The following is a 19,416-nucleotide window of genomic DNA, read 5'->3' as shown; positions in this document are numbered from 1 at the left end:
GTCAGCGCGCTGCGGGCTCGCCCGTGCGGGGACCGGTGAGGTAGACCAGCCGGAACTTGCCGATCTGGACCTCGTCGCCCCCGGCCAGCGTCGCCACGTCGACCGGCTCGCGGTTGACGTAGGTGCCGTTGAGGCTGCCCACGTCGTGCACCGAGAAGCCGCCGCCCTCGCGGTGGAACTCCACGTGCCGGCGGCTGACGGTGACGTCGTCGAGGAAGATGTCGCTGTCGGGGTGCCGGCCGGCGGTGGTGACGTCCTGGTCGAGCAGGAACCGGCTGCCGGCGTTGGGGCCGCGCTTGACGACCAGCAGCGCCGAGCCCGCGGGCAGCGACTCCACCGCGCCGGCGTGGGCGTCGGCGGCACTGTCGGCGGTGACTTCGGCGACCTCGCCGGAGTCCTCCCCGCCGACCTTGGGGATCACGCTCGTGGACTCACCGATGCGCTCCGGCGCCAGGGCCGTGCCGCACTGCGCGCAGAAGCGACTGCCCTCGGGGTTGTTGTGTCCACAACGAGTGCAGTGCACGTCTGTCTCCTCTGGTGCAGGGGGCACCGCCGCGGTCCTGGGGAGGTCGCCGCGGGCGGCCGGCGGACGGCGGACCGGACAGTCCGTCGTGGGTCGGCCGCCGTGCGGGGCACGGCGGGCCGTTGGTCATGGAACCAGCGGTCGTCCCGAGGGTCAACCGGAGGTCCAGGGTGCGACGCGGGGGCCCGGAAGGCACCGGAGCGGCGCGCCCAGGGGCAGCATAGTGACCGCCCGACCGGCGCGATCGGGCCGCCGCGCGGTGCTGGGTCGTGTCCCTCGGCCCGACTCCGCGCGCCGGTCCGCGCCTCGCTCGTCCCTCGCGGCGATGCTCCCGCCGCAGTCGTCAGGCGGTGTCGACCAGGGCCTGGTACGCCGCCGCGTCCAGCAGCGCCGCGGTGGGGTCGCCGTCGTCCCCCGTCACCGCGATCTCCACGAGCCAGCCCGCGCCGTACGGGTCGGCGTTGATTGTCTCGGGGGCGTCGGCCAGGGCCTCGTTGACGGCGGTCACGACGCCGGCCACGGGGGCGTAGACGTCGGACACCGACTTGGTCGACTCCACCTCGCCGATGGGCGCGCCGGGCCCGACCTCCGTGCCCACCTCGGGCAGCTGCACGTAGACGATGTCGCCCAGCGCGTCCTGCGCGTGGTCGGTGATCCCTACCCGGACGACGGTCGCCGCGCCCTCGGTGCCCTGGACCAGGGCCCACTCGTGCTGGTCGGTGTAGCGGCGGTCGTCGGGTGTGGCCATGCGGCGGGGCTCCAGGGCTGGGGGCGGGGTGGGTGTCCGGCGGGGACGGGCTCAGTCGTCGCCGGTCTCGGGCGCAGCGTATTGAGGCTCGTCCAGGGGCCGCAACGCGTCGACCAGCACCCGGTCGGACTGCGTGATCGTCACGCTGCCGCCCTGCCGGTTGACGTTGTCGACCACGCCGCCGGGGATGTCCATGGCGGTCTCGAGGTCCTGCGGGGAGCCGATGACGACGATCTCGTAGGGGCTGGTGATCGGCGTCCCGTCGATGCTGAGCGCGCCGGGCTCGCCGGTCACCGCCGAGGAGACCCCGATGCGCACGCCGTCGATCTGCATCGTCTCGGCACCGGCGCCGCGCAGCTCCTGGATGGCGTCGAGCAGGTCGGCGACCCGCACCTCCCCCTCCGGATCGCGGATGGTCATGCGCAGCCCGGGACCCTCGGCGGCCACGGTGCCGTTGAGGATGGCCAGCGCGTCGGCCCGGGCCTGGGCCTCGGCCAGCGCCGCCTCGGACTGGCTGTCGGAGTTGTTGAGGTCGCGCAGCGCCGAGCGCTGGTCGGCGATCTGGGCGCGCAGCCGGTCCTCCCGGGCGTTGAGCTCGTCGAGGATGCGGACGAGGTCCTCCTCGCGGGCGCCGGCGAGGTCGGCGGCGGTGTCGGTGGTGCGCACCTGGACGGCGAAGGCGAAGCCGAGCAGCAGCGTCAGGATGCCGATGAGGGCGGCGGCCAGCGGATCGCGGCGGCGCTTCCGACCGGCCGGCGCGGCCCCGGTGGCCCCGTCGCCGCGCTCGGCCTCCTCCGCCGGGGGCGCGTCCTCCGGCTCCGGCTCGGGCTCCGGCTCGGGCTCCGGCCCCGGCTCCGGCCCCGGCCCCGGCTCGGGAGTCGTCGCCGCGTCCTCCGGCGCCGGGACGGCGTCGTCGGCCGGGGGCTCGGTGCGCGGGTCGTCGCTCATGCGCGGAACAGGTGCCGGCGGATCGCGGCGGCGTTGCCGAAGATCCGGATGCCGAGGACGACGACGACGGCCGTGGACAGCTGTGCGCCCACCCCGAGCTGGTCGCCGAGGAAGACGATCAGCGCGGCGACCACGACGTTGGACACGAACGAGACGACGAAGACCTTCGCGTCGAAGATCCGGTCCAGGTGCGCCCGGGCACCGCCGAAGACCGCGTCGAGGGCGGCGACCACGGCGATCGGCAGGTAGGGCTGCAGCCACAGCGGCACCGTGGGGTCGAAGACCAGGCCGAGGACCACGCCGATCGCCAGGCCGAGCACGGGGATCACGGGGTGCCCCCGTCCGCCGGCGCGCCCGAGCCGGGCAGGGCGTCGGAAGGCCCGGTGCCCGGCGGTGGGACCTCCACGGGCTCGGCGGCGCCGGCCCCGGAGGGGTCGACGGACGTGGCGGATCGCAGCTCGGGGGTGCCCCCCGCGGGCAGGGACAGCTCGTCCTCCTGGGCGAAGTCGAAGCGCAGACCGAAGGACTCGGAGATGACCGCCAGCGCGCCGACCTCGGGGCTGGCGAGGAAGCGCGAGCGCAACGTGTCCGGGTCCCCGATCGCGCTGATCAGGTACGGGTTGGTGACCGGGCGGAAGTCCACGAGGACGGCCTGCCCGGCGAAGCGGATGGCGGTGGTGGGGCCCAGGCGCTGGCCGTTGATGCTGATCGCCTCGGCCCCGGCCGACCACAGCGCGTTGACCACCAGCTGCAGGTCGCCGTCGCGGACCATGCCGCGGGGGTCCTGCTCGGCGTCCCCGCCGCCGACCGGGTCGGCGTCGGCGTCGGGCTCGGCGTTGGCGAGGGTGACCAGCAGGCCGGGGCCGCGCACCGGGAGCGCGGCGCCGGCGAGCTCGGCCGCGGCGAGGTCGTCGAGGACCCGCTGCCCCTCGTCGGTGTTCGCCAGGGCCTCCTCGCGGGCGGCGGTGACGTCGGCGCGCAGCTGCTCGAGCTCGGCGGCGAGGGCATCGGTGGTGTCCTGCTCGGCGTCGATGTCGCCGACGAGCGCCGCGCGGATCTCCTGGCGGCCCTCCGAGCCGGCGGCTGCCTCGCCGTAGCTGACCGCGGCCAGCACCCCGGCGACCACCATGACCAGCGCGACCGCCAGCCGGGCGCGCGGACGGCGTGCCGCGGCGGCCGGGGCCTCGCCGCCGGCGGCCTCCCGCGCCCGGGCGGCGCGGGCGTACGCGGGGTCGAGGGTCTCGGCCAGCACCTGCTCCAGCAGCGAGGCACCGGCCGAGCGCAGCCCGCCTCGGGGGGCGCTCACGACGGCGTCCGGAGGGCTCCCGCGGCCCGCTCGGCGCGGACCAGCCCGAGCACCTGGACGACGTACAGCAGGCCGGCGACCACGTACAGCACGCCACCCCAGATGGTCAGCGCCCAGGCCACCGGCTGGGCGACGGCCACCAGCGGGCCGTCGCCGTCGGCGAGCAGCAGCAGCGGGAAGGCGTAGAGCAGGATGAAGGTGGCCGCCTTGCCCAGGTAGTGCACCTGCAGCGGCGGATAGCCGTACCGGCGCAGCACCAGCAGCATCACGCCGAGCACGACCTCGCGGCCGACGAGGACGGCCACCACCCACAGCGGCACGACGTCGCGCAGGACGAAGGCGATGAGGGTGGCCACGATGTAGAGCCGGTCGGCGGCCGGGTCGAGCAGCGCGCCGAGCCGGCTGGACTGGCCGAGCACCCGGGCGAGCTTGCCGTCGGCCCAGTCGGTGAAGCCCGAGACCATGAGCACGATGACGGCCCAGCCGTCGGCCTGGGGGCCGAGCAGCAGCCAGAGGAACAGCGGCACGCCGAGCAGCCGGAGCACCGAGAGCGCGTTGGGGAGGGTCCACACCCGGTCGGGCAGCTCGTTGCGGTCGACCGGGGTCGCGACGGTGGTGCCGGCGGTGCCCGCCGCCGGTGCCCGGGCAGCGGCCGGCTGCCCCTTCGACGACGTCACCGTTCCTCCACCCCGCACGTGCCGCGCTTCCGGTGCCGAGGCTAGTCGAAGGACCCCGTCCCTCTCACCGCTCGCAGGCTCGCGGCGAGCCTCCGGACGGGGCCGCCCGGAACGGAGGACGACCTCACCCCGTCCCCCCCGCCGCGCCCGCGGGCGAGCCGCGCGGGCAGGCGGGCGGCCCTCACACCGGCACCGCCAGGGACGCCGGCGCCGGCTCGTAGCCCAGCGGCCGCCGGGTGAACGCGCCGGTGCCGTGCGATACCGACCGCAGCGCCCCGGCGTAGGCGAGCAGCTCCACCTCGGGCACCTCGGCGTGCACCGTCGTCCGGTCGCGGTCGGGGTCGGCGTCGCTGCCGGTGACCCGCGCCCGGCGGGCGGACAGGTCGCTCATCACCGCGCCGACGTACTCCCCGGGCACGGTCACCTCGACCGCGCACCACGGCTCGAGCACCCGGGTGCCGGCGGCCGCGGCGACCTCGCGCAGGGCCAGCGCCCCGGCGGACTGGAAGGCCGCGTCGGAGGAGTCCACGGAGTGCGCCTTGCCGTCGACCAGCGTGACGTGCACGTCGACCAGCGGCCGGTCCCCGGTGACCCCGCGGGCGGCCTGGGCGCGCACGCCCTTCTCCACGCTGCCGTGGAACTGGCTGGGCACGGTGCCGCCGACGATCCGCTGCTCGAAGACGATCCCCGAGCCCGGCGGGCCGGGCTCGGCCTCGACCACGACCACGGCGTACTGGCCGTGCCCGCCGGACTGCTTGACCAGCCGCCCGGTGGCCCGCGCCGGCCCCGCGAGGGTCTCGACCATGGGCACCCGCACCGGCACCGTCTCCACCCCGACGCCGTGCCGGCTGCGCAGCCGGTCCAGCAGTACCTCGGCGTGCGCCTCGCCGACGCACCAGAGCAGCAGCTGCCCGGTGTCCGGCCGCCGCTCGAGCCGGACGGTGGGGTCCTCGGCGGCCAGCCGGGCCAGCGCGGTGGCCAGCCGGTCCTCGTCGGCGCGGGAGGCGGCCTCGACGGCCACCGGCAGCTGCGGGGTGGGCAGCTCCCACGGCGGCACCAGCCGCGGGTCGTCGGGCGAGGACAGGGTGTCGCCGGTCTCGGCGGAGGTGAGCCGGGCGATGGCGCAGATGTCGCCGGCCGGGCAGGCCGCGACCGGCCGCAGCGTCGGCCCCAGCGGAGAGGTGAGCGCGCCGATCCGCTCGTCGCTGTCGTGGTCGGGGTGGCCCCGGTCGGCCATGCCGTGCCCGGAGACGTGCACCGGGATGTCCGGCCGCAGCGTGCCGGAGAAGACGCGCACGAGGGAGACCCGGCCGACGTAGGGGTCGGTGGTCGTCTTGACGACCTCGGCGACCAGCGGGCCGTCGGGGTCGCAGGACAGCGCCGGCGCGGGGCGCCCGTCGGGCCGGGTGACCGGCGGGCAGCCGTGCTCCATGGGGCACGGGAAGGCCGAGACCAGCAGGTCGAGCAGCTCGGGAACGCCGATGCCCGTGAGCGGGGCGACGCACAGCACCGGGTGGAAGTGCCCGCGGGCCACCGCCGTCTCCAGGTCGGTCACCAGGTCGGCGACGTCGATCTCGTCGCCGGCCAGGTAGCGGTCCATGAGCGTCTCGTCCTCGCTCTCGCCGATCACCGCCTCGATGAGCTCGGCCCGCAGCCGGTCGGCCTCGGGCAGCTCGACGTGCGGTTCCAGCAGCGAGACCAGCCCGCGGACCGCGCCGTCGGGCCCCCGCTGCACCAGGTGCAACGGGAACACGCCCTCGCCGAGCATCGTCTGGCACAGCCGCACGGTGTCGTCGACGTCGGCCCGCGAGCGGTCCAGCTGGGTGAGCACGACGGCGCGCGGCATGCCGACCGCGGCGCACTCCTCCCACAGCGCCACGGTGGCCGCGTCCACGCCGTTCACCGCGGAGACGACGAACAGGGCGGCGTCGGCGGCGCGCAGGCCGGCCCGCAGCTCGCCCACGAAGTCCGGGCTGCCCGGGGTGTCGAGGAGGGTGATGCGGTGGTCGGCGTGCTCGATGGTCGCCACGCCCAGCCCGACCGAGCGCTGCTGGCGGATCTCGACGTCCTCGCTGTCGAGGCAGGTGGCGCCGTCCTCCACCCGGCCCGCGCGGGGCAGGGCGCCGGCGGCGACCAGCAGTGCCTCGGCGAGGGTGGTCTTGCCGGCGCCGGCGTGGCCGACGAGGGCGACGTTGCGCACCCGGTCCGCGGGGCGCGGGGCGGGAGCGGGGGCGGTGTCCCTGGCCATGGCGGGGCCTCAGCCGCAGACCGTCGGAGGCGCCGGGCGGAGGGGGGGGGGGGGGGGCGCCGGGGGGGCCCGCCCGGGGCGGGGGGGGGGGGGGGGGGGGGGGGGGGGGCCGCCGCCCCCCCCCCCCCCCCGGGGCGGGTTGCTGGGGATCAGGTCTCCGGTGCGGTCTTCCACGGTGGCCTCCGCGACGGTCCGGCTGGTGTGGTGTGCGTCACAGCCTGCCCCCGTCGCGCCGGGCCGATCAAGGTCTCTGGTCCCGGTCGGCCGCGGCCGTGTGGGCGAGCACCGCGTCGGCCAGCGGGCCGAGCACCGGCGGCGGCAGGGCGTGACCCATGCCCGGGACGCGGACCAGCCGGGCGCCGCCGATGACCTGGGCGAGGTGCGCGGCGTGCGGCGGCGGGTTGATCGGGTCCTCGGGCGCCTCGACCACGAGCGTGGGCACGCGCACCGCGGCCAGCTCCGCGCCGCGGTCGAGGCCCGACTGGTCGGCCAGCGCGTGCGCCACGGGGCTGCGCCACGACCCCTGGTGGTCGGCGAGCCGCCGCTCGAGGGCGCGGAACCAGTCGGGGTCGAAGGGCACGCCGTCGCCGTTGAGCAGCCGCCAGTGCGCCACCCGCCACTCCAGCTCGGCGGCCGCGTCGCGCTCCTCCCCCATCGTCGCCCACAGCTCGAGCAGCCGCGGATCGGGGCCGGGCAGCTCGGAGGCGCCGGTGGGGTCGGCCAGGCCGGACCCGAGCGCGGAGGTGGCGAACACCGTCGCGCTGCGCAGCCGCTCGGGGGCGTCGAGCAGGAGCAGCTGCACGAGGGTGCCGCCCATGGACATCCCGACGGCGTGCGCCCGGTCGATGCCCAGCGCGTCGAGGACGGCGACGGCGTCGGCGGCGAGGTCACGGACGGCGTAGGGCCGGCGGTCGAAGGCGGCGGTGGAGCGGCCGGTGTCGCGGTGGTCGTAGCGGATCACCCGGTGCGCGGTGGCCAGCCGGTCGACGAGCGCATCGGGCCAGCCCAGCCCGCCGGCGTTGGCGCCCATGACCAGCAGCAGCGGCGAGGCGGCCGGATGACCCCGCTCCTCGGCCCACAGCACGGTGTCGGGATCGACGCGCAGCAGGTGTTCCACCCCTGGAGTCGACCACCGCCCGCGGCCGGCCGACAACCGACTATCGGCGGCGCCGGCGCTCCATCTCCCGCAGCCCGCGGCGGTGCAGCGCCCAGCCGCCGGCGATCAGGAGGACGCCGAACACCAGGAACCCGATGTCCCAGGCCAGTGGGCCGCCGAGGTCGTCGCGGACGTGGTGCACGCCGAGCAGCTGGTGGTCGACGAGCCCCTCGACGACGTTGAAGATCCCCCAGCCGGCCAGCACCAGGCCGAGGTGGAAGCTCCAGCTGGGCGCGATCCGGCCCTGCCGCCAGGCGACGAGGGCGGTGATCGTGCCGGCGAAGGTGAGCACCCAGGTGGCGAGGTGGAACAGCCCGTCGGCGGTGGTGTTCAGCTCGAGACCCGCGACGGTGGTGGGGCTGCGGACCGCGCTGGCCATGTGGTGCCACTGCAGGATCTGGTGCAGCACGATGCCGTCGACGAACCCCCCGAAGCCGAGGCCGTAGAGCAGGCCGGTGGCCCGGCTGGGCAGCCGGGCCGGAGCCCGGGCGTCGGTCGACATGACGCGGGCCTACCCAGCGCGGCCGCGAGCGGCACCTGGCGGGCGCGGGGCATGCTCGGAGCGTGACCATCGAGGAGTACGCGGCCGGCCGCGACCAGCACAGCGACCGCGCGCACGCGGTGCCGCGGACGATCGCCGACGGCCCCGCGCCGTGGCTCGCGGCCTGCGGCACGCCGGTGGCCGTCGTCCAGGGCAGCTGGGCCGGGCGCCGCGGGCTGGGCTCGGCGCATCCGTGCCCCGAGTGCCGGGCGCGGACCGGCGGCTGATCAGGAGGGGACCATCTCCCACTCCCACACGGCGTCGGTCACGTTGGTGGCCTCGCCGGAGAACCGGTCGCCGTCCCAGGTGCCGGTGTAGGTCGAGTAGCACTCGTTGAAGCAGATCTGCAGCCGCTCGCCGTCGTACTCCCAGGTCTCGGCGCGGCCGGTGTCGTTCTCGTCCGGCTCGTAGGAGAACCCGCCGTCCGGGCCGAACTCGATGACGTACTCCTTGGGGTCGTCGCCCTCGATCTGGTAGCTCAGCGTCCACGACCCGGAGGTCAGGTCGCCGGCGGTGGGCGGCCGCGGGCCGGCGTCGGCGGCGGTGGCCGTCCCGTCGACCGTCGACGTGCAGCCGGCGAGCACGGCGGCGAGGACGGCGGCCGGCGCCAGCAGGCGGGCGCGGGCGGTCACGGGGCCACTGCCAGCAGGTGGCGGACGGCGAGGTCGCCGAGCGAGTCGAGGAAGGCGTCGTCGTCCAGGGGGGCCGGGGTGGCGAACGCCGGCCCGTAGGCGATCCGGATGATCGTCGCGGCGAACAGCGTGCCGAACAGCGCGTGCAGGGCGACCTCCGGATCGGGGTGGGTCACCTCGGCGGCCACGGGGCGCAGCGCCGCGGCGAACCGCTCGGCGAGGTCCTGGCCGTAGCGGGAACCGCGGCGTCGCACCTCCGGATGGGCCGCCGAGATCAGCACCACGGCCCGGAGGAAGGGCTGGTGGCGCAGCGAGATGCCGACCGCCTCGGCGACGACCGCGCGGACCAGCGCGGCCGGGGCGAGCCCCGACCAGCGGCCGGCCTCGTCGAGCCGCTGCTGCTCGGCGACCAGGCGTGCCACGCCGTGCTCGTAGACGGCGAGGAACAGGGCGTCCTTGCTCGTCGTCCGCGCGTAGATCGACGGCGGGGCCACGCCGGCCCGCTCGCAGACCGCGGCGATGGTGAACGCGTCGTAGCCGCCCTCCTCGAGGACGGCGACGCCGGCGTCGAGCACGCGCTGCCAGGTCTCGCGGCTGCGCCGCTGCTTGGGCGGCCGCACCTCCAGGTCGCCGGTCACCGGCTGCGCGTCCCCCATGACCCCGATCCTGCCGGTCCGCGGGCGCCGCTGGCACGCGTCTTGACAGGAACGTGACGCGCACTACAGTCTGCGCTGTCTGTAGTGCTGACTACAGTTCTGCGACCAGGTCGAGGAGCCCCGTGTCCACTCCCCCCTCCCCCGCCCCCCGCGGCCGCGTCGCCGTGCTCGGCGCCGGCCCGGCCGGGATGGCCGCCGCGCTGGGCGCGCTGAAGGCCGGCCACGACGTCGTCGTCTACGAGCGCTACCGCGAGGCCCGGCCGGCCGGCAACATCCTCAACCTGTGGCCGCCGCCGCTGAAGGCGCTGCGCTCGCTCGGCGTCGACACCGAGGACCTCGGCGCGCCCACCGACTCGGAGTTCCGCAACGTCCGCGGCGGGGTGCGGGTGCGGGTCAAGCTCGACGAGGACGTCAAGCGCGAGTACGGCGGCGGGTTCATCGGCCTGCTGCGGCCCGAGCTCTACGAGCGGATGCTCGCGGCGATCCCGGAGGGCGTGATCCGCTTCGGCACCCAGGTGCAGCGCATCGACCAGGACGACCCGGCGGTGACCCTGACCTTCGCCGACGGCAGCACCGCCGAGCACGACGTGCTGGTCGGCGCCGACGGGATCGACTCGCTGGTGCGGCGCACGCTGTGGGGCGACGCGCCCAAGCGGGAGCACCGGCTGCACATCTTCGGCGGGTTCACCTTCGCCGAGGTGGCCGGCACCGAGCCCAACCGGTGCGTCCTCACGCACAGCGCGACGGTGCAGGGCAGCTGGACCTCGATCCGGAACAAGGGCCGCGACGGCCACCAGTGGTGGGTGCTCACCGCCACCGACCCCGACGCGCCCGCGCCGGCCGACCTCAAGGCAGCGGCGGCCGGGCTCGCCGCGGGCTTCCCCGCTCCGCTGCCGGGGCTGATCGCCGCCACCGAGCCGGGCGACGTGCAGCGCTGGGTGCTCCGCGACCGGCCGGCGCTCACGCAGTGGTCCAAGGGGCGGGCCACCCTCGTCGGCGACGCCGCCCACCCGACCTCGCCCTACGCGGCCTACGGCGCCGGCATGTCGATCGAGGACGGCTACTTCCTCGGCCGGGCGCTGCGCGGTGTCGACCTCACCGACCCGGCCGCCGTCTCGCGGGCGCTGCAGGCCTACGAGGACCCGCGCAAGCCGCACACCGCCCGCCAGGTGCAGCAGGCCTACCTGCTCGGGAAGGTGTTCCACCACGCGCCGGCGCCGCTGCGCCCGATCCGCGACTTCCTGTTCGACCACACGCCGTTCCTGCAGAAGGTGGCCGGCGACTCCAACCCGCGCGAGATCACCAAGCAGCTCGCCCTCATGGAGGACTAGTCGTGCTCGTCGTCCTCTCCGCCGCCAGCGCTGCCCCCGGCCGCCGCGAGGAACTGCTCGCGGCGGCCCGGGCGGTGGCCGCGGCCACCCGCGGCGACGCCGGCTGCGTGGCCTACTCCTTCGCCGTCGACGTCGAGCACCCCGACCGGGTGCTCGGCGTGGAGGTCTGGGCCGACCGTGCGGCGCTCGACGCGCACATGGAGCACGACCACACCCGGGAGTTCCTCGCCCGGGTGCCCGGGCTGGTGGCCGGGGAGCCGGAGATGGCGTTCCACACCACCGTCGACGCCCCGGCCTGAGCCTCACCCTCCGGCCCGTCGCGTCAGCGCCGGCCTCCCGCACCCAGCGCGCCGGCGAGGAAGGCGACCGTGCGGTCGACGACGGCGTCCGCGCCGGCGTACCCGTCCCAGCCGTGCCCGGCGCCGGGCTCGCTCTCCAGGCGGACGTCGGCGCCCACCCCGCGCAGCGCCGCGGCGAGCACCTCGCTCTGCTCGTGCGGGACGACGGTGTCGGCGGTGCCGTGCACCAGCAGGAACGGCGGCGCGCCGGGCGCCACGTGCGCCAGCGGGCTGACCAGGGCCCGGGTGGCGGGGGCGACGCCGTCCAGCAGCGCCTCCAGCGGGGCCACCAGGTCCTCGGCCGGGATGGCGGCGGCCACCTCCGGCGGCACCGAGAACGCGGGCATCGTCTCGGCCGAGGCGACGCCGTACCAGTCCACGACCGCGGTGACCGCGCTCGACGGGCCGGTCACCCCGACCGCTCCCTCCAGCTCGGGCCGGTCCGCGGTGAGGGCCACGAGCGCGGCGAGGTGCCCGCCGGCGGACTCGCCGCCGATCGCGATCCGCGCGCGGTCCAGGCCCAGGTCGCCGGCGTGGTGCCGCAGCCAGCGGACCGCCGCCTTGGCGTCGTGCAGCTGGGCCGGGAAGCGGGCCTCGCGGGCGTGCCGGTACTCGATGGTGGCGACCGCCAGCCCGGCGGCGAGCAGCTGCTCGAACAGCGCCCCCGGGCGCACCCCCGGCGGGAGCAGCCGGCGGTTGCCCGACATCCAGGCACCGCCGTGCACCCACACGACCAGCGGTGCGGAGCCGGCGAGGTCCGGCACCCACAGGTCCAGCTCGAGCGCCCGGTAGCCGGGCACCGCGGCGTACACCGCGCCCGGGTACCAGCGCACCCCGTCGGGCCGCCGCACGGGCTCCGGCGGTGGCAGCCAGCGGGCCAGGAAGTCGTTGTCGACAGCCTCGGTCATCTCTCGTCCCCCCGGGTGGACCGCTCGACATCGGCCAGGAGCCGTTGCAGCCGGACGCCGTGGTGCACGTCGAGGTCCGGCGACCGGCCGGCGGCGACGGCGCCGGCGAACGTGGCGGTGATCCGCCGGTGCACGACCGTCCGGTCCTCGGCGCCCGGATCGGCCAGGTCCACCCGGCCGGCGTCGGTGACCGCCGCGCACCGCAGCGGGCCCCGCGCGCCGGGGGTCGCGGCCGACAGCGTCACGGAGCTGACCGCGCCCGAGGCGTGCTCGAGGGTCGCGGTCGTGACCACCCCCGCCCGCCGGGCGTGCACCACCGCCGCCGGCCCGGCAGCGGCCTGCACCAGGTCGAGCACGTGCGGGCCGACGTCGAGCACGGCGGCGTCCGCGCTGCGCCAGGCGGTGGCGAACGGCGACCCCGGCAGGGCGGCGCTGCCCACGAACTCCGCGGTGAGCACCCGCGGTCGGCCCCGGCCGACCTCGGCGAGGAAGGTGTCCACCGCCGTGGTCCAGCGGTTGGTCAGCAGCAGCTGGGTGACCACGCCGGCGGCATCGGCTGCCGCCGCGACCGCCTCGGCGGCGGCCACGGAGGTCGCCAGCGGCTTCTCCAGCAGCAGGTGCCGCCCGGCGCCCGCGGCCACCGGCGCCAGCTCGGCCTGGACGGCGGGCGGCACCGCGAAGGCGACGGCGTCGCAGGTGGCCAGCAGCTCCTCGAAGCTGCCGGCCACCGGCACCGCGAACCGCGCTCCGAGGTCCGTGGCCGCCTCGGCCCGCCGGGCCCACACCGCGGCCAGGGTGGTCCCCGGGCCGCCCACCAGCATCGGCGCGGCCGACATGGTGGCCCACGGGCCGGCGCCGACCAGGCCGACGCGCACCGTCACGCCGCGGCCCACGGCTCCGGAGCGACGGCGCCGCCACCGACGACCGCCGGGTCGTCCGAGCCGGCGTAGGTGAACGACCGGACCAGCACGCTGCCCGACGAGCAAGCGATGCCGGCCATCCGGCCGGTCATCCCGCCGGCGACCTCGGTGGACAGGTAGCGCCCGTCGACCTCGCCGAGCACCCGCTCGCCCTCGGCGGCGAGCACCACCGCGACCACCCGGTCGGGGCCGCGCGCGGTGGAGAACTCGTGGCCCTCGGTCGGCAGCGCGCGCAGCTCCAGCTCCACGTCGTCCCCCGGGGCCGGGCACTGGCCCAGCACGTGGCGGACGTCGCCGACCGCCCACACCGCGCGGACGACCCCGTCGGCGCACTCCAGCTCCAGCGCGTGCCGGGGGTCGATCCGCAGCGACAGCCCGCCGATCCCGGACACCGCCAGCCGCGCGCGGACCGTGGCGTACAGGTGCTCCTGGCGGCGGCCGGCGAAGACCGGCCGGTCCGCCGCGGCGACCCGCCAGCCGCCGTCCTCCCGGGCCAGCAGCTGCTCCGGGAAGGCGGAGGCTGCCACCCACGAGGGCGGCAGCGCGTCGCCGGCCAGGTGCTCGCGGACGACGGCGTCGGCGGGCGCGGCCGGCTCGACGTGCCCGGTCACGACCGGCCAGCCGTCGACCCACGCGACGTCGTCGGCGAAGGTCTCCCGGCCCAGCACGTGCCACTCCGGGCTCGATCCGCGCGGCCGGACGCCGTGGTAGACGATCGCCCAGCTGCCGTCGGGCCGCTGCACGAGATCGGCGTGGCCGGTGTTCTGCACCGGCAGGTCCGTGCCGCGGGAGGTGATCAGCGGGTTGGCCGGGCAGGCCTCGAACGGGCCGGACGGCGACGGGCCGCGGGCGATGGTCACCGCGTGGCCGCGCTCGGTGCCGCCCTCGGCGATGAGCAAGTACCAGAGGTCGCCGATGCGGTAGAGGTGCGGGCCCTCCGGGAACTTCCCGCCGGTGCCCGACCAGATCCACCGGCGCTCGGTGAGCACCTCGCCGGTGAGCGGGTCGATCGCCGACTGCACGATGCCCTCCCCGCCGCCGGGGCCGAAGCCGGCGTAAGTCATCAGGCAGGTGCCGTCGTCGTCCCACGCGAGGTCGGGGTCGATGCCGATCGCCGAGGGGATGCGCACCGGCTCCGACCACGGACCGGCCGGGTCCTCGGCATGGACCAGCACCTGGCCGCCCTCGTCGGACCAGTTGGTGGTGATCATCCAGAACCGGCCGTCGTGGTGGCGCAGGGTCGGGGCGAAGATCCCGCCCGACGGGCCGGCCGCGGAGACGTCGAGCTGGGACGGCCGGTCGAGCACGTGCCCGACCTGCTCCCAGGAGCGCAGGTCGGTCGAGCGGAACAGCGGCACCCCCGGCGCGTACTCGAAGCTGGAGGTGACCAGGTAGTAGGTGTCCCCCACCCGGCAGATGCTCGGATCGGGGTGGAAGCCGGGCAGCACGGGGCGTTGCACGGTCACTCCGCTCGGGTGCTGAAGGCGGCGTCGAAGGCGGCGGTGGGGGCGTCGAACAGCTTGGAGCGGACGAAGGCCAGGGCGTCGGGGGCGCCCAGGAGGCGGTCCATGCCGGCGTCCTCCCACTCGATGGAGATCGGGCCGGTGTAGCCGATCGCGTTCAGCGCGCGGAAGCAGCGCTCCCAGGGCACGTCGCCGTGCCCGGTGGAGACGAAGTCCCAGCCCCGGCGGGCGTCGGCCCAGGCCAGGTGCGAGCCCAGCCGGCCGTTGCGGCCGTTGCCCACGGCCAGCTTCACGTCCTTGCAGTCGACGTGGTAGATCCGGTCGGCGAAGTCCAGCAGGAACCCCACCGGATCCAGGTCCTGCCACATCATGTGCGAGGGGTCCCAGTTCAGCCCGAACGCCGCCCGGTGCCCGATCGCCTCCAGCGCGCGCACCGTCGTCCAGTGGTCGTAGGCGATCTCGCTGGGGTGCACCTCGTGGGCGAACCGCACGCCCACCTCGTCGAAGACGTCCAGGATCGGATTCCACCGGTCGGCGAAGTCCTGGTACCCGGCATCGATCACCTGCTGGGAGACCGGCGGGAACATCGCCACGTACTTCCAGATCGCCGAGCCGGTGAACCCGACGACGGTGTCCACGCCCAGCCGCGCCGCCGTCCGCGCGGTGTTCTTCATCTCCTCGGCCGCCCGCCGCCGCACGCCCTCGGGATCCCCGTCGCCCCACACCGAGTCCGGCAGCATCTCCCGGTGCCGGGCATCGATCGGGTCGTCGCAGACCGCCTGACCCTTCAGATGGTTGGAGATCGCGAACACCTGCAGGCCGTACCGGTCCAGCACCGCCCGCTTCTCCGCCAGGTACGCGTCGTCCACCGCACCCCGGTCAGGGTCCAGGTGGTCGCCCCAGCAGGCGATCTCCAGCCCGTCGAAGCCCCAGCCCGACGCCAGCCGGCACACCTCCTCGAACGGCAGATCGGCCCACTGACCGGTGAACAGCGTGACCGGTCGGCTCACCGGGCGCCGCCGGCGGCGAGCGAGCGCAGCAGGGCGTGCTGGCGGCGCACCTGGTCGGCGCCGCGGTAGGGCTCGCGCCGGCCCTCGTACTCGCTGGACAGCCAGCCCGACCAGCCGGCGTCCTGCAGCGTCGGGATGATCCGGCCCCACGGCACGTGCAGGTCGTTGAGGTCGTCGTCGACCTCGGCGAACTTGGCCTGGATGAAGTGGGTGTGCGGCAGCACCTCGACCAGGTCGGCCATGGGCACGGCCAGCGGCCGCAGGTGCTCGGGCACGTCGCCGTCGTCGCCGGTCTGGATCTCCTCCGAGTGCTCCAGCACCGGGGCGGTGTTGAAGATGCCGGTGTCGATCAGCAGCTTGAAGTGCTTGCTGCCGGTGCGCTCGATGAAGTCCACGTAGCCCTGGGTCACCGGGTGCCGGATCGGGGTGGGCGCGTGGATCTCCGGGCAGATGACGACGTCGAGCTCGGCAGCCAGGTCCAGCGAGCGCTCCACGGCCTCCTCCCAGATCGGGTGCGGCTGGAGGTCCCAGGAGACGACGCCGAACTTCGGGCGCACCGAGGTGAAGCCCAGCCGGTGCGCCAGCCGCAGGTCCTGCCGGATCTGCGCCGCGCCCTCCTCGGCGGTCAGGCTGCGGTCGCGCCACAGGTCGGTGTCGACCCACGAGCCGTAGTTGGTCGCGGTGAGGCCGTACCGCTCGAGGAGGGTGTGCCAGCGGTCCACCCAGGCGGCGTCCGGCGACGGATAGCCGGGGACGTTGCCCTCGCCGAGGATCTCGATGCCGGTGGCGCCGAGGTCGGCGACGTCGGCCAGCACGTCCTCCAGCGTCATCAGGGTGTAGATGTCGCCGGTGTAGCTGTAGGTGGAGACGCCGAAGCGCAGGCCGCCCTCCGGCGCCGGCGGCACGATGACCCCGGTGGCCGACTCGGTGAACGTCGTGCGCGACACCATCGGCGGGAAGTAGGGACGGCGCAGGTAGACGACGACCTCCAGCCGGTGCACGCCGGTGGACAGGCCACCCGGCCGTGGCACGGTGATCGTCGCGAGCTCGTCGAGCTGCCAGCGGACGTCGGTGGAGGCGCGCAGCTCGTCGAGGGTGAGCGTGCGCCCCTGCAGGGTCCACAGCGGCACGTGCTCGGGGATGCGCTCCCCGTCGACGACCACCTCGATGCCGTCGAGCAGGCTGCCGGCGGTCCCCCGGTAGTTGGGCTGGCGGAGCTGGAAGGAGAAGCCGGTGACCCGGCCGTCCTCGACCACGTTGCGGAAGCCGCGGCCCTGGATCACGGAACGGTCGAACATCGGTCAGTCCTCCATGGCACTGGTGGGAGAGGGGGCGGTGAGTGCGGCCGCGATGGCCCGGGCGCCGCCCACGGCGAGGGCGACCGAGGTGAGGGTGGGGTTGCAGGCGATCGGCGTCGGGATGACGCCGTTGCCGGCGACGTGCAGGCCCTCGACGCCCCAGACCTGCGAGGTCGGGTCGCAGACGGAGGTGCCGTCGTCGGTGGTGCCCATGCGGACGGTGCCCTGGTAGTGCAGGGAGGCACCCGGCGGGAAGGTCAGCGGCGGGCGGTCGTCCAGCGGCTCGCCGAGGGCGGCCGCGGCCCGCTGCACCGCCGCGCGGGCGGCGGCGATCGAGGCGGCGTCGGCCTCGGTCAGCCGGTAGTGGATGCGCATGGCCGGCAGGCCGTAGGGGTCGGTCGCGGTGTCGTCGAACTCGACCCGGTCGCTCTCCTGCAGGTCCTTGGCGCAGAACCAGCCCAGGCCGACGATCGTGCCGGGGGTCGGCGCGTCGTCGTCGGCGAGCGGCACCGGCGAGGCGTCCAGCTGCATGACCTGGCCGTGGAAGGGGTCCTCGTCGGTGTAGGGCACCCAGCTGACCCCGCTCTGCGGCACGATCTCCGGCTCCTCGCGGGGGTCGGCCTCCGCCTCGGCGACGGGGACGACGTCGCGCAGCCGGACGGCGTAGACCGTCTGCGGCTGGTCGTTGAGCCACCGGCCGAGGGCCCGCGGCCGGATCCCGGAGGCCCACAGCAGCTGCGGCGTGCGCAGGGCGTCGGCGGCGACCACCACGTAGCGGGCGGCGACCTCGTGCTCGGTGCCGTCGGTGAGGTCGCGCACGCGGACGCCGCGCACCCGGCCGTCCTCGACCAGCACCGCGGTGACCAGTGCCTCGGGCAGCAGGGTGTGCCGCGGATTGGCCCGCGTGGCCTCGCCGTAGACGACGTCCGAGCCCGACCAGGTCACCCGGCCGTCGTCCTGGCGCACGACGGCCAGCGGCATCGGCCCCACCCGCCGGTCCTCGGCCCGCTCGGCGTCCAGGGCGTCGCCCAGCCGCTTGCGGACCTCGCCGGCGAACGGCGCGTCGTCGAAGGCGTGCGCGTCCACCGAGAGCAGCCGCTCCCCCTCGGCCAGCAGCTCGTCGAGGTCGGGCAGGAAGCCGATCCGCTCGCGGCCGCCGGGCCGGGGGCAGGCGCCGGTCCAGTGCGCGCCCATCCCGCCGACGTTGCTGGACATGGCCGCCCCCGGCAGCCCGTCCTCACCCGGCTGCCGGTAGCCCTCGGCGAGCAGGAAGGTGCCGGGCCGCACCAGGCGGGGCGCCTCGGTGGCGTAGTTCTCGTTCGTGTCGGTCGGGGTGTCGTCGGCCTGCGGGGCCGGGCCCTCCGACGCCCGCTGGGCGGCGGCCCGCTCGGCGGGGTCGACGATGTTCTTCACGTGCACGCCGGGCGGGTCGGCCAGCAGCGGGCCCACCTCGAACGTGGCGAGGGTGGCGCCGGGGGCGCGCTCGCTGAGGATCCGGGCGTAGGCCGCTCCGCACGGCCCGCTGCCGACGATGGCGACGTCGACGCGCTCGGGGAAGGTCCTGCTCATGGGGCGATCTCGTCTCTTCCAGGTTCTCGGGCGACGGGGGGTCAGGCGACGGGGGTCAGGCGACGGGGACCCACCGCGCGGTGGCGGCGGACTCGAGGACGGCGGCGGTGACGCGGGCGGCGCGCACGCCGTCGGCGAAGGTGGGCAGCCCGTCGGGCGGCGCGCCGCCGACGGCGGCGTAGGTGTCGGCGACGAAGGCGTCGAAGCAGTCCTGGTAGCCCTGCGGGTGACCGGCGGGGACGACCGAGTAGCGCGCGGCGGACGGGTCGTCGGCCGCGCCGCGCAGCAGCTGCTGGTTGGCCTCGCGTCCGCCGATCCACAGCGAGTCGGGGGCCTCCTGGTCGAACACCAGGCTCTCGGCGGCGCCGTCGACGGAGAACCACAGCCGGTTCTTCCGGCCCGGGGTCACCTGGCTGACCGTCAGGTTGCCGACGGCGCCCCGGTCGGTCTCGAAGAGCACCACGGCGGCGTCCTCGGTGGTCACCGGCCGCCCGCCCCGCTCGGGCACGGCGACGACGGTGCGCGCGGCCAGCCGCGCGATCCGGTGCCCGGTGACGAACTCGACGAGGTCGCACCAGTGCACGCCGATGTCGGCGAAGGCCCGCGAGGCGCCGCCGGCGGCGGCGTCCACCCGCCAGTCGTCGTCGCTGTCGGCGGCCAGCCAGTCCTGCAGGTAGGAGCCGTGCAGCAGCCGGACGGGGCCGGCGGTGCCGTCGGCGACCCGGGCACGGGCGGTGCGCACGGTCGGGTAGAAGCGGTAGACGAAGGGCACGGTGGCGGTCACCCCGGCCGCGGCGGCCAGGGCCAGCAGCTCCTCGGCCTCGGCGACGTCGACGGCCAGCGGCTTCTCGCAGACCACGTGCTTGCCGGCGGCCAGTGCCGCCCGGACCACGCCGGCGTGCGAGGCGTTCGGGGTGCACACGTGCACGACGTCGACGTCGTCGGCGGCGACCAGCTCCGCGGCGGTGTCGCTGGCCGCCTCGGCGCCGAGCCGCTCGCGGCCGGCGCGGCCGGACTCCGGGGTGGAGCCGGCGACGCGGGTGACCACTCCCCCGCTGCGGCGCACGGCGCGGGCGTGCACGGTCCCCATGAAGCCGACGCCGACGATGCCGGCGCGGACGCGATCGGACACGGATCGGTCCTC

Annotated in this window: 21 protein-coding genes; 3 read left to right on the top strand and 18 right to left on the bottom strand. The window is 76.0% G+C overall.

Annotated features, from left to right (window positions below; translation table 11 throughout):
* Position 1 precedes the first annotated feature (1 nt).
* From odhI to ACI79R_RS06250, 9 genes are all read right to left on the bottom strand, one after another.
* A complete protein-coding gene (odhI, locus tag ACI79R_RS06290) occupies positions 2-523 on the bottom strand; it encodes an oxoglutarate dehydrogenase inhibitor Odhl (RefSeq protein ID WP_456572728.1) in 522 nt (173 codons plus the stop codon).
* Between the two features lie 343 nt (positions 524-866).
* Positions 867-1,271 (bottom strand): glycine cleavage system protein GcvH, encoded by a 405-nt coding sequence (gcvH, locus tag ACI79R_RS06285; protein WP_456572727.1) that lies wholly within the window; start codon positions 1,269-1,271, stop codon positions 867-869.
* A 51-nt stretch (positions 1,272-1,322) separates the two neighbouring features.
* Positions 1,323-2,219, bottom strand: a complete 897-nt coding sequence (locus ACI79R_RS06280) for a DUF881 domain-containing protein (protein WP_456572726.1) — start codon at positions 2,217-2,219, stop codon at positions 1,323-1,325.
* Complete coding sequence (locus ACI79R_RS06275) at positions 2,216-2,548, bottom strand: small basic family protein (RefSeq protein ID WP_456572725.1); 333 nt, start codon at positions 2,546-2,548, stop codon at positions 2,216-2,218. The genes ACI79R_RS06280 and ACI79R_RS06275 overlap by 4 nt, the downstream gene beginning before the upstream one ends.
* Positions 2,545-3,525, bottom strand: a complete 981-nt coding sequence (locus ACI79R_RS06270) for a DUF881 domain-containing protein (protein WP_456572724.1) — start codon at positions 3,523-3,525, stop codon at positions 2,545-2,547. Before ACI79R_RS06270 ends, ACI79R_RS06275 begins: the two co-directional genes overlap by 4 nt.
* Positions 3,522-4,202, bottom strand: coding sequence for a CDP-alcohol phosphatidyltransferase family protein (locus ACI79R_RS06265; protein WP_456572723.1), 681 nt, complete (start codon positions 4,200-4,202; stop codon positions 3,522-3,524). The genes ACI79R_RS06270 and ACI79R_RS06265 overlap by 4 nt, the downstream gene beginning before the upstream one ends.
* A gap of 181 nt (positions 4,203-4,383) precedes the next feature.
* Complete coding sequence (locus tag ACI79R_RS06260) at positions 4,384-6,450, bottom strand: elongation factor G-like protein EF-G2 (RefSeq protein WP_456572722.1); 2,067 nt, start codon at positions 6,448-6,450, stop codon at positions 4,384-4,386.
* Between the two features lie 241 nt (positions 6,451-6,691).
* Positions 6,692-7,567: an alpha/beta fold hydrolase gene (locus tag ACI79R_RS06255; RefSeq protein ID WP_456572721.1), complete on the bottom strand. Its 876-nt coding sequence runs from the start codon at positions 7,565-7,567 to the stop codon at positions 6,692-6,694.
* A gap of 40 nt (positions 7,568-7,607) precedes the next feature.
* Entirely contained in the window at positions 7,608-8,108 is a 501-nt protein-coding gene (locus ACI79R_RS06250) for a DUF2243 domain-containing protein (RefSeq protein WP_456572720.1), read from the bottom strand.
* 62 nt (positions 8,109-8,170) lie between these two features.
* Between ACI79R_RS06250 and ACI79R_RS06245 the strand changes: the two genes are divergently transcribed.
* Positions 8,171-8,374 (top strand): hypothetical protein, encoded by a 204-nt coding sequence (locus ACI79R_RS06245; RefSeq protein ID WP_456572719.1) that lies wholly within the window; start codon positions 8,171-8,173, stop codon positions 8,372-8,374.
* On the opposite strand, the gene ACI79R_RS06240 is transcribed toward ACI79R_RS06245, so the two are convergent.
* Together ACI79R_RS06240 and ACI79R_RS06235 are read right to left on the bottom strand one after the other, a co-directional pair.
* Entirely contained in the window at positions 8,375-8,779 is a 405-nt protein-coding gene (locus tag ACI79R_RS06240) for a hypothetical protein (protein ID WP_456572718.1), read from the bottom strand.
* The gene (locus ACI79R_RS06235) at positions 8,776-9,435 is read right to left on the bottom strand and encodes a TetR/AcrR family transcriptional regulator (protein WP_456572717.1); all 660 of its coding nucleotides are present in this window, start codon (positions 9,433-9,435) and stop codon (positions 8,776-8,778) included. The genes ACI79R_RS06240 and ACI79R_RS06235 overlap by 4 nt, the downstream gene beginning before the upstream one ends.
* Before the next feature lie 122 nt (positions 9,436-9,557).
* Here ACI79R_RS06235 and ACI79R_RS06230 point away from each other — a divergent pair, with 122 nt between their 5' ends.
* Together ACI79R_RS06230 and ACI79R_RS06225 are read left to right on the top strand one after the other, a co-directional pair.
* Entirely contained in the window at positions 9,558-10,766 is a 1,209-nt protein-coding gene (locus ACI79R_RS06230; protein ID WP_456572716.1) for an FAD-dependent oxidoreductase, read from the top strand.
* 2 nt (positions 10,767-10,768) lie between these two features.
* The gene (locus ACI79R_RS06225) at positions 10,769-11,065 is read left to right on the top strand and encodes a putative quinol monooxygenase (protein WP_456572715.1); all 297 of its coding nucleotides are present in this window, start codon (positions 10,769-10,771) and stop codon (positions 11,063-11,065) included.
* A gap of 23 nt (positions 11,066-11,088) precedes the next feature.
* On the opposite strand, the gene ACI79R_RS06220 is transcribed toward ACI79R_RS06225, so the two are convergent.
* Genes ACI79R_RS06220 through ACI79R_RS06190 form a run of 7 tightly spaced genes read right to left on the bottom strand, consistent with a single transcriptional unit; the run spans position 11,089 to position 19,404 of the window.
* Positions 11,089-12,012: an alpha/beta hydrolase fold domain-containing protein gene (locus ACI79R_RS06220; RefSeq protein ID WP_456572714.1), complete on the bottom strand. Its 924-nt coding sequence runs from the start codon at positions 12,010-12,012 to the stop codon at positions 11,089-11,091.
* Entirely contained in the window at positions 12,009-12,893 is an 885-nt protein-coding gene (locus tag ACI79R_RS06215; RefSeq protein WP_456572713.1) for a Gfo/Idh/MocA family protein, read from the bottom strand. Before ACI79R_RS06215 ends, ACI79R_RS06220 begins: the two co-directional genes overlap by 4 nt.
* Positions 12,890-14,392, bottom strand: coding sequence for a family 43 glycosylhydrolase (locus ACI79R_RS06210; protein WP_456572712.1), 1,503 nt, complete (start codon positions 14,390-14,392; stop codon positions 12,890-12,892). The genes ACI79R_RS06215 and ACI79R_RS06210 overlap by 4 nt, the downstream gene beginning before the upstream one ends.
* Positions 14,393-14,394: 2 nt before the next feature.
* Complete coding sequence (locus ACI79R_RS06205; RefSeq protein WP_456572711.1) at positions 14,395-15,405, bottom strand: sugar phosphate isomerase/epimerase family protein; 1,011 nt, start codon at positions 15,403-15,405, stop codon at positions 14,395-14,397.
* Entirely contained in the window at positions 15,402-16,703 is a 1,302-nt protein-coding gene (locus ACI79R_RS06200) for a C-glycoside deglycosidase beta subunit domain-containing protein (protein WP_456572710.1), read from the bottom strand. Before ACI79R_RS06200 ends, ACI79R_RS06205 begins: the two co-directional genes overlap by 4 nt.
* A 3-nt stretch (positions 16,704-16,706) precedes the next feature.
* The gene (locus ACI79R_RS06195) at positions 16,707-18,272 is read right to left on the bottom strand and encodes a GMC oxidoreductase (RefSeq protein WP_456572709.1); all 1,566 of its coding nucleotides are present in this window, start codon (positions 18,270-18,272) and stop codon (positions 16,707-16,709) included.
* 55 nt (positions 18,273-18,327) lie between these two features.
* A complete protein-coding gene (locus ACI79R_RS06190) occupies positions 18,328-19,404 on the bottom strand; it encodes a Gfo/Idh/MocA family protein (RefSeq protein ID WP_456572708.1) in 1,077 nt (358 codons plus the stop codon).
* Between the last annotated feature and the right edge of the window lie 12 nt (positions 19,405-19,416).

The sequence above is a fragment of the Blastococcus sp. SYSU D00820 genome (assembly GCF_054050695.1).
The sequence above is the reverse complement of the archived record's forward strand: the minus strand, read 5'-3'. Positions and strand labels throughout refer to the sequence as shown.

What these genes read in the sequence shown, in the direction of transcription:
- gcvH (WP_456572727.1), bottom strand. Translation starts at nt 1,271, where the DNA reads ATGGCCACACCCGACGACCGCCGCTACACCGACCAGCACGAGTGGGCC.
- ACI79R_RS06280 (WP_456572726.1), bottom strand. Translation starts at nt 2,219, where the DNA reads ATGAGCGACGACCCGCGCACCGAGCCCCCGGCCGACGACGCCGTCCCG.
- ACI79R_RS06260 (WP_456572722.1), bottom strand. Translation starts at nt 6,450, where the DNA reads ATGGCCAGGGACACCGCCCCCGCTCCCGCCCCGCGCCCCGCGGACCGG.
- ACI79R_RS06250 (WP_456572720.1), bottom strand. Translation starts at nt 8,108, where the DNA reads ATGTCGACCGACGCCCGGGCTCCGGCCCGGCTGCCCAGCCGGGCCACC.
- ACI79R_RS06235 (WP_456572717.1), bottom strand. Translation starts at nt 9,435, where the DNA reads ATGGGGGACGCGCAGCCGGTGACCGGCGACCTGGAGGTGCGGCCGCCC.
- ACI79R_RS06220 (WP_456572714.1), bottom strand. Translation starts at nt 12,012, where the DNA reads ATGACCGAGGCTGTCGACAACGACTTCCTGGCCCGCTGGCTGCCACCG.
- ACI79R_RS06200 (WP_456572710.1), bottom strand. Translation starts at nt 16,703, where the DNA reads ATGTTCGACCGTTCCGTGATCCAGGGCCGCGGCTTCCGCAACGTGGTC.
- ACI79R_RS06195 (WP_456572709.1), bottom strand. Translation starts at nt 18,272, where the DNA reads ATGAGCAGGACCTTCCCCGAGCGCGTCGACGTCGCCATCGTCGGCAGC.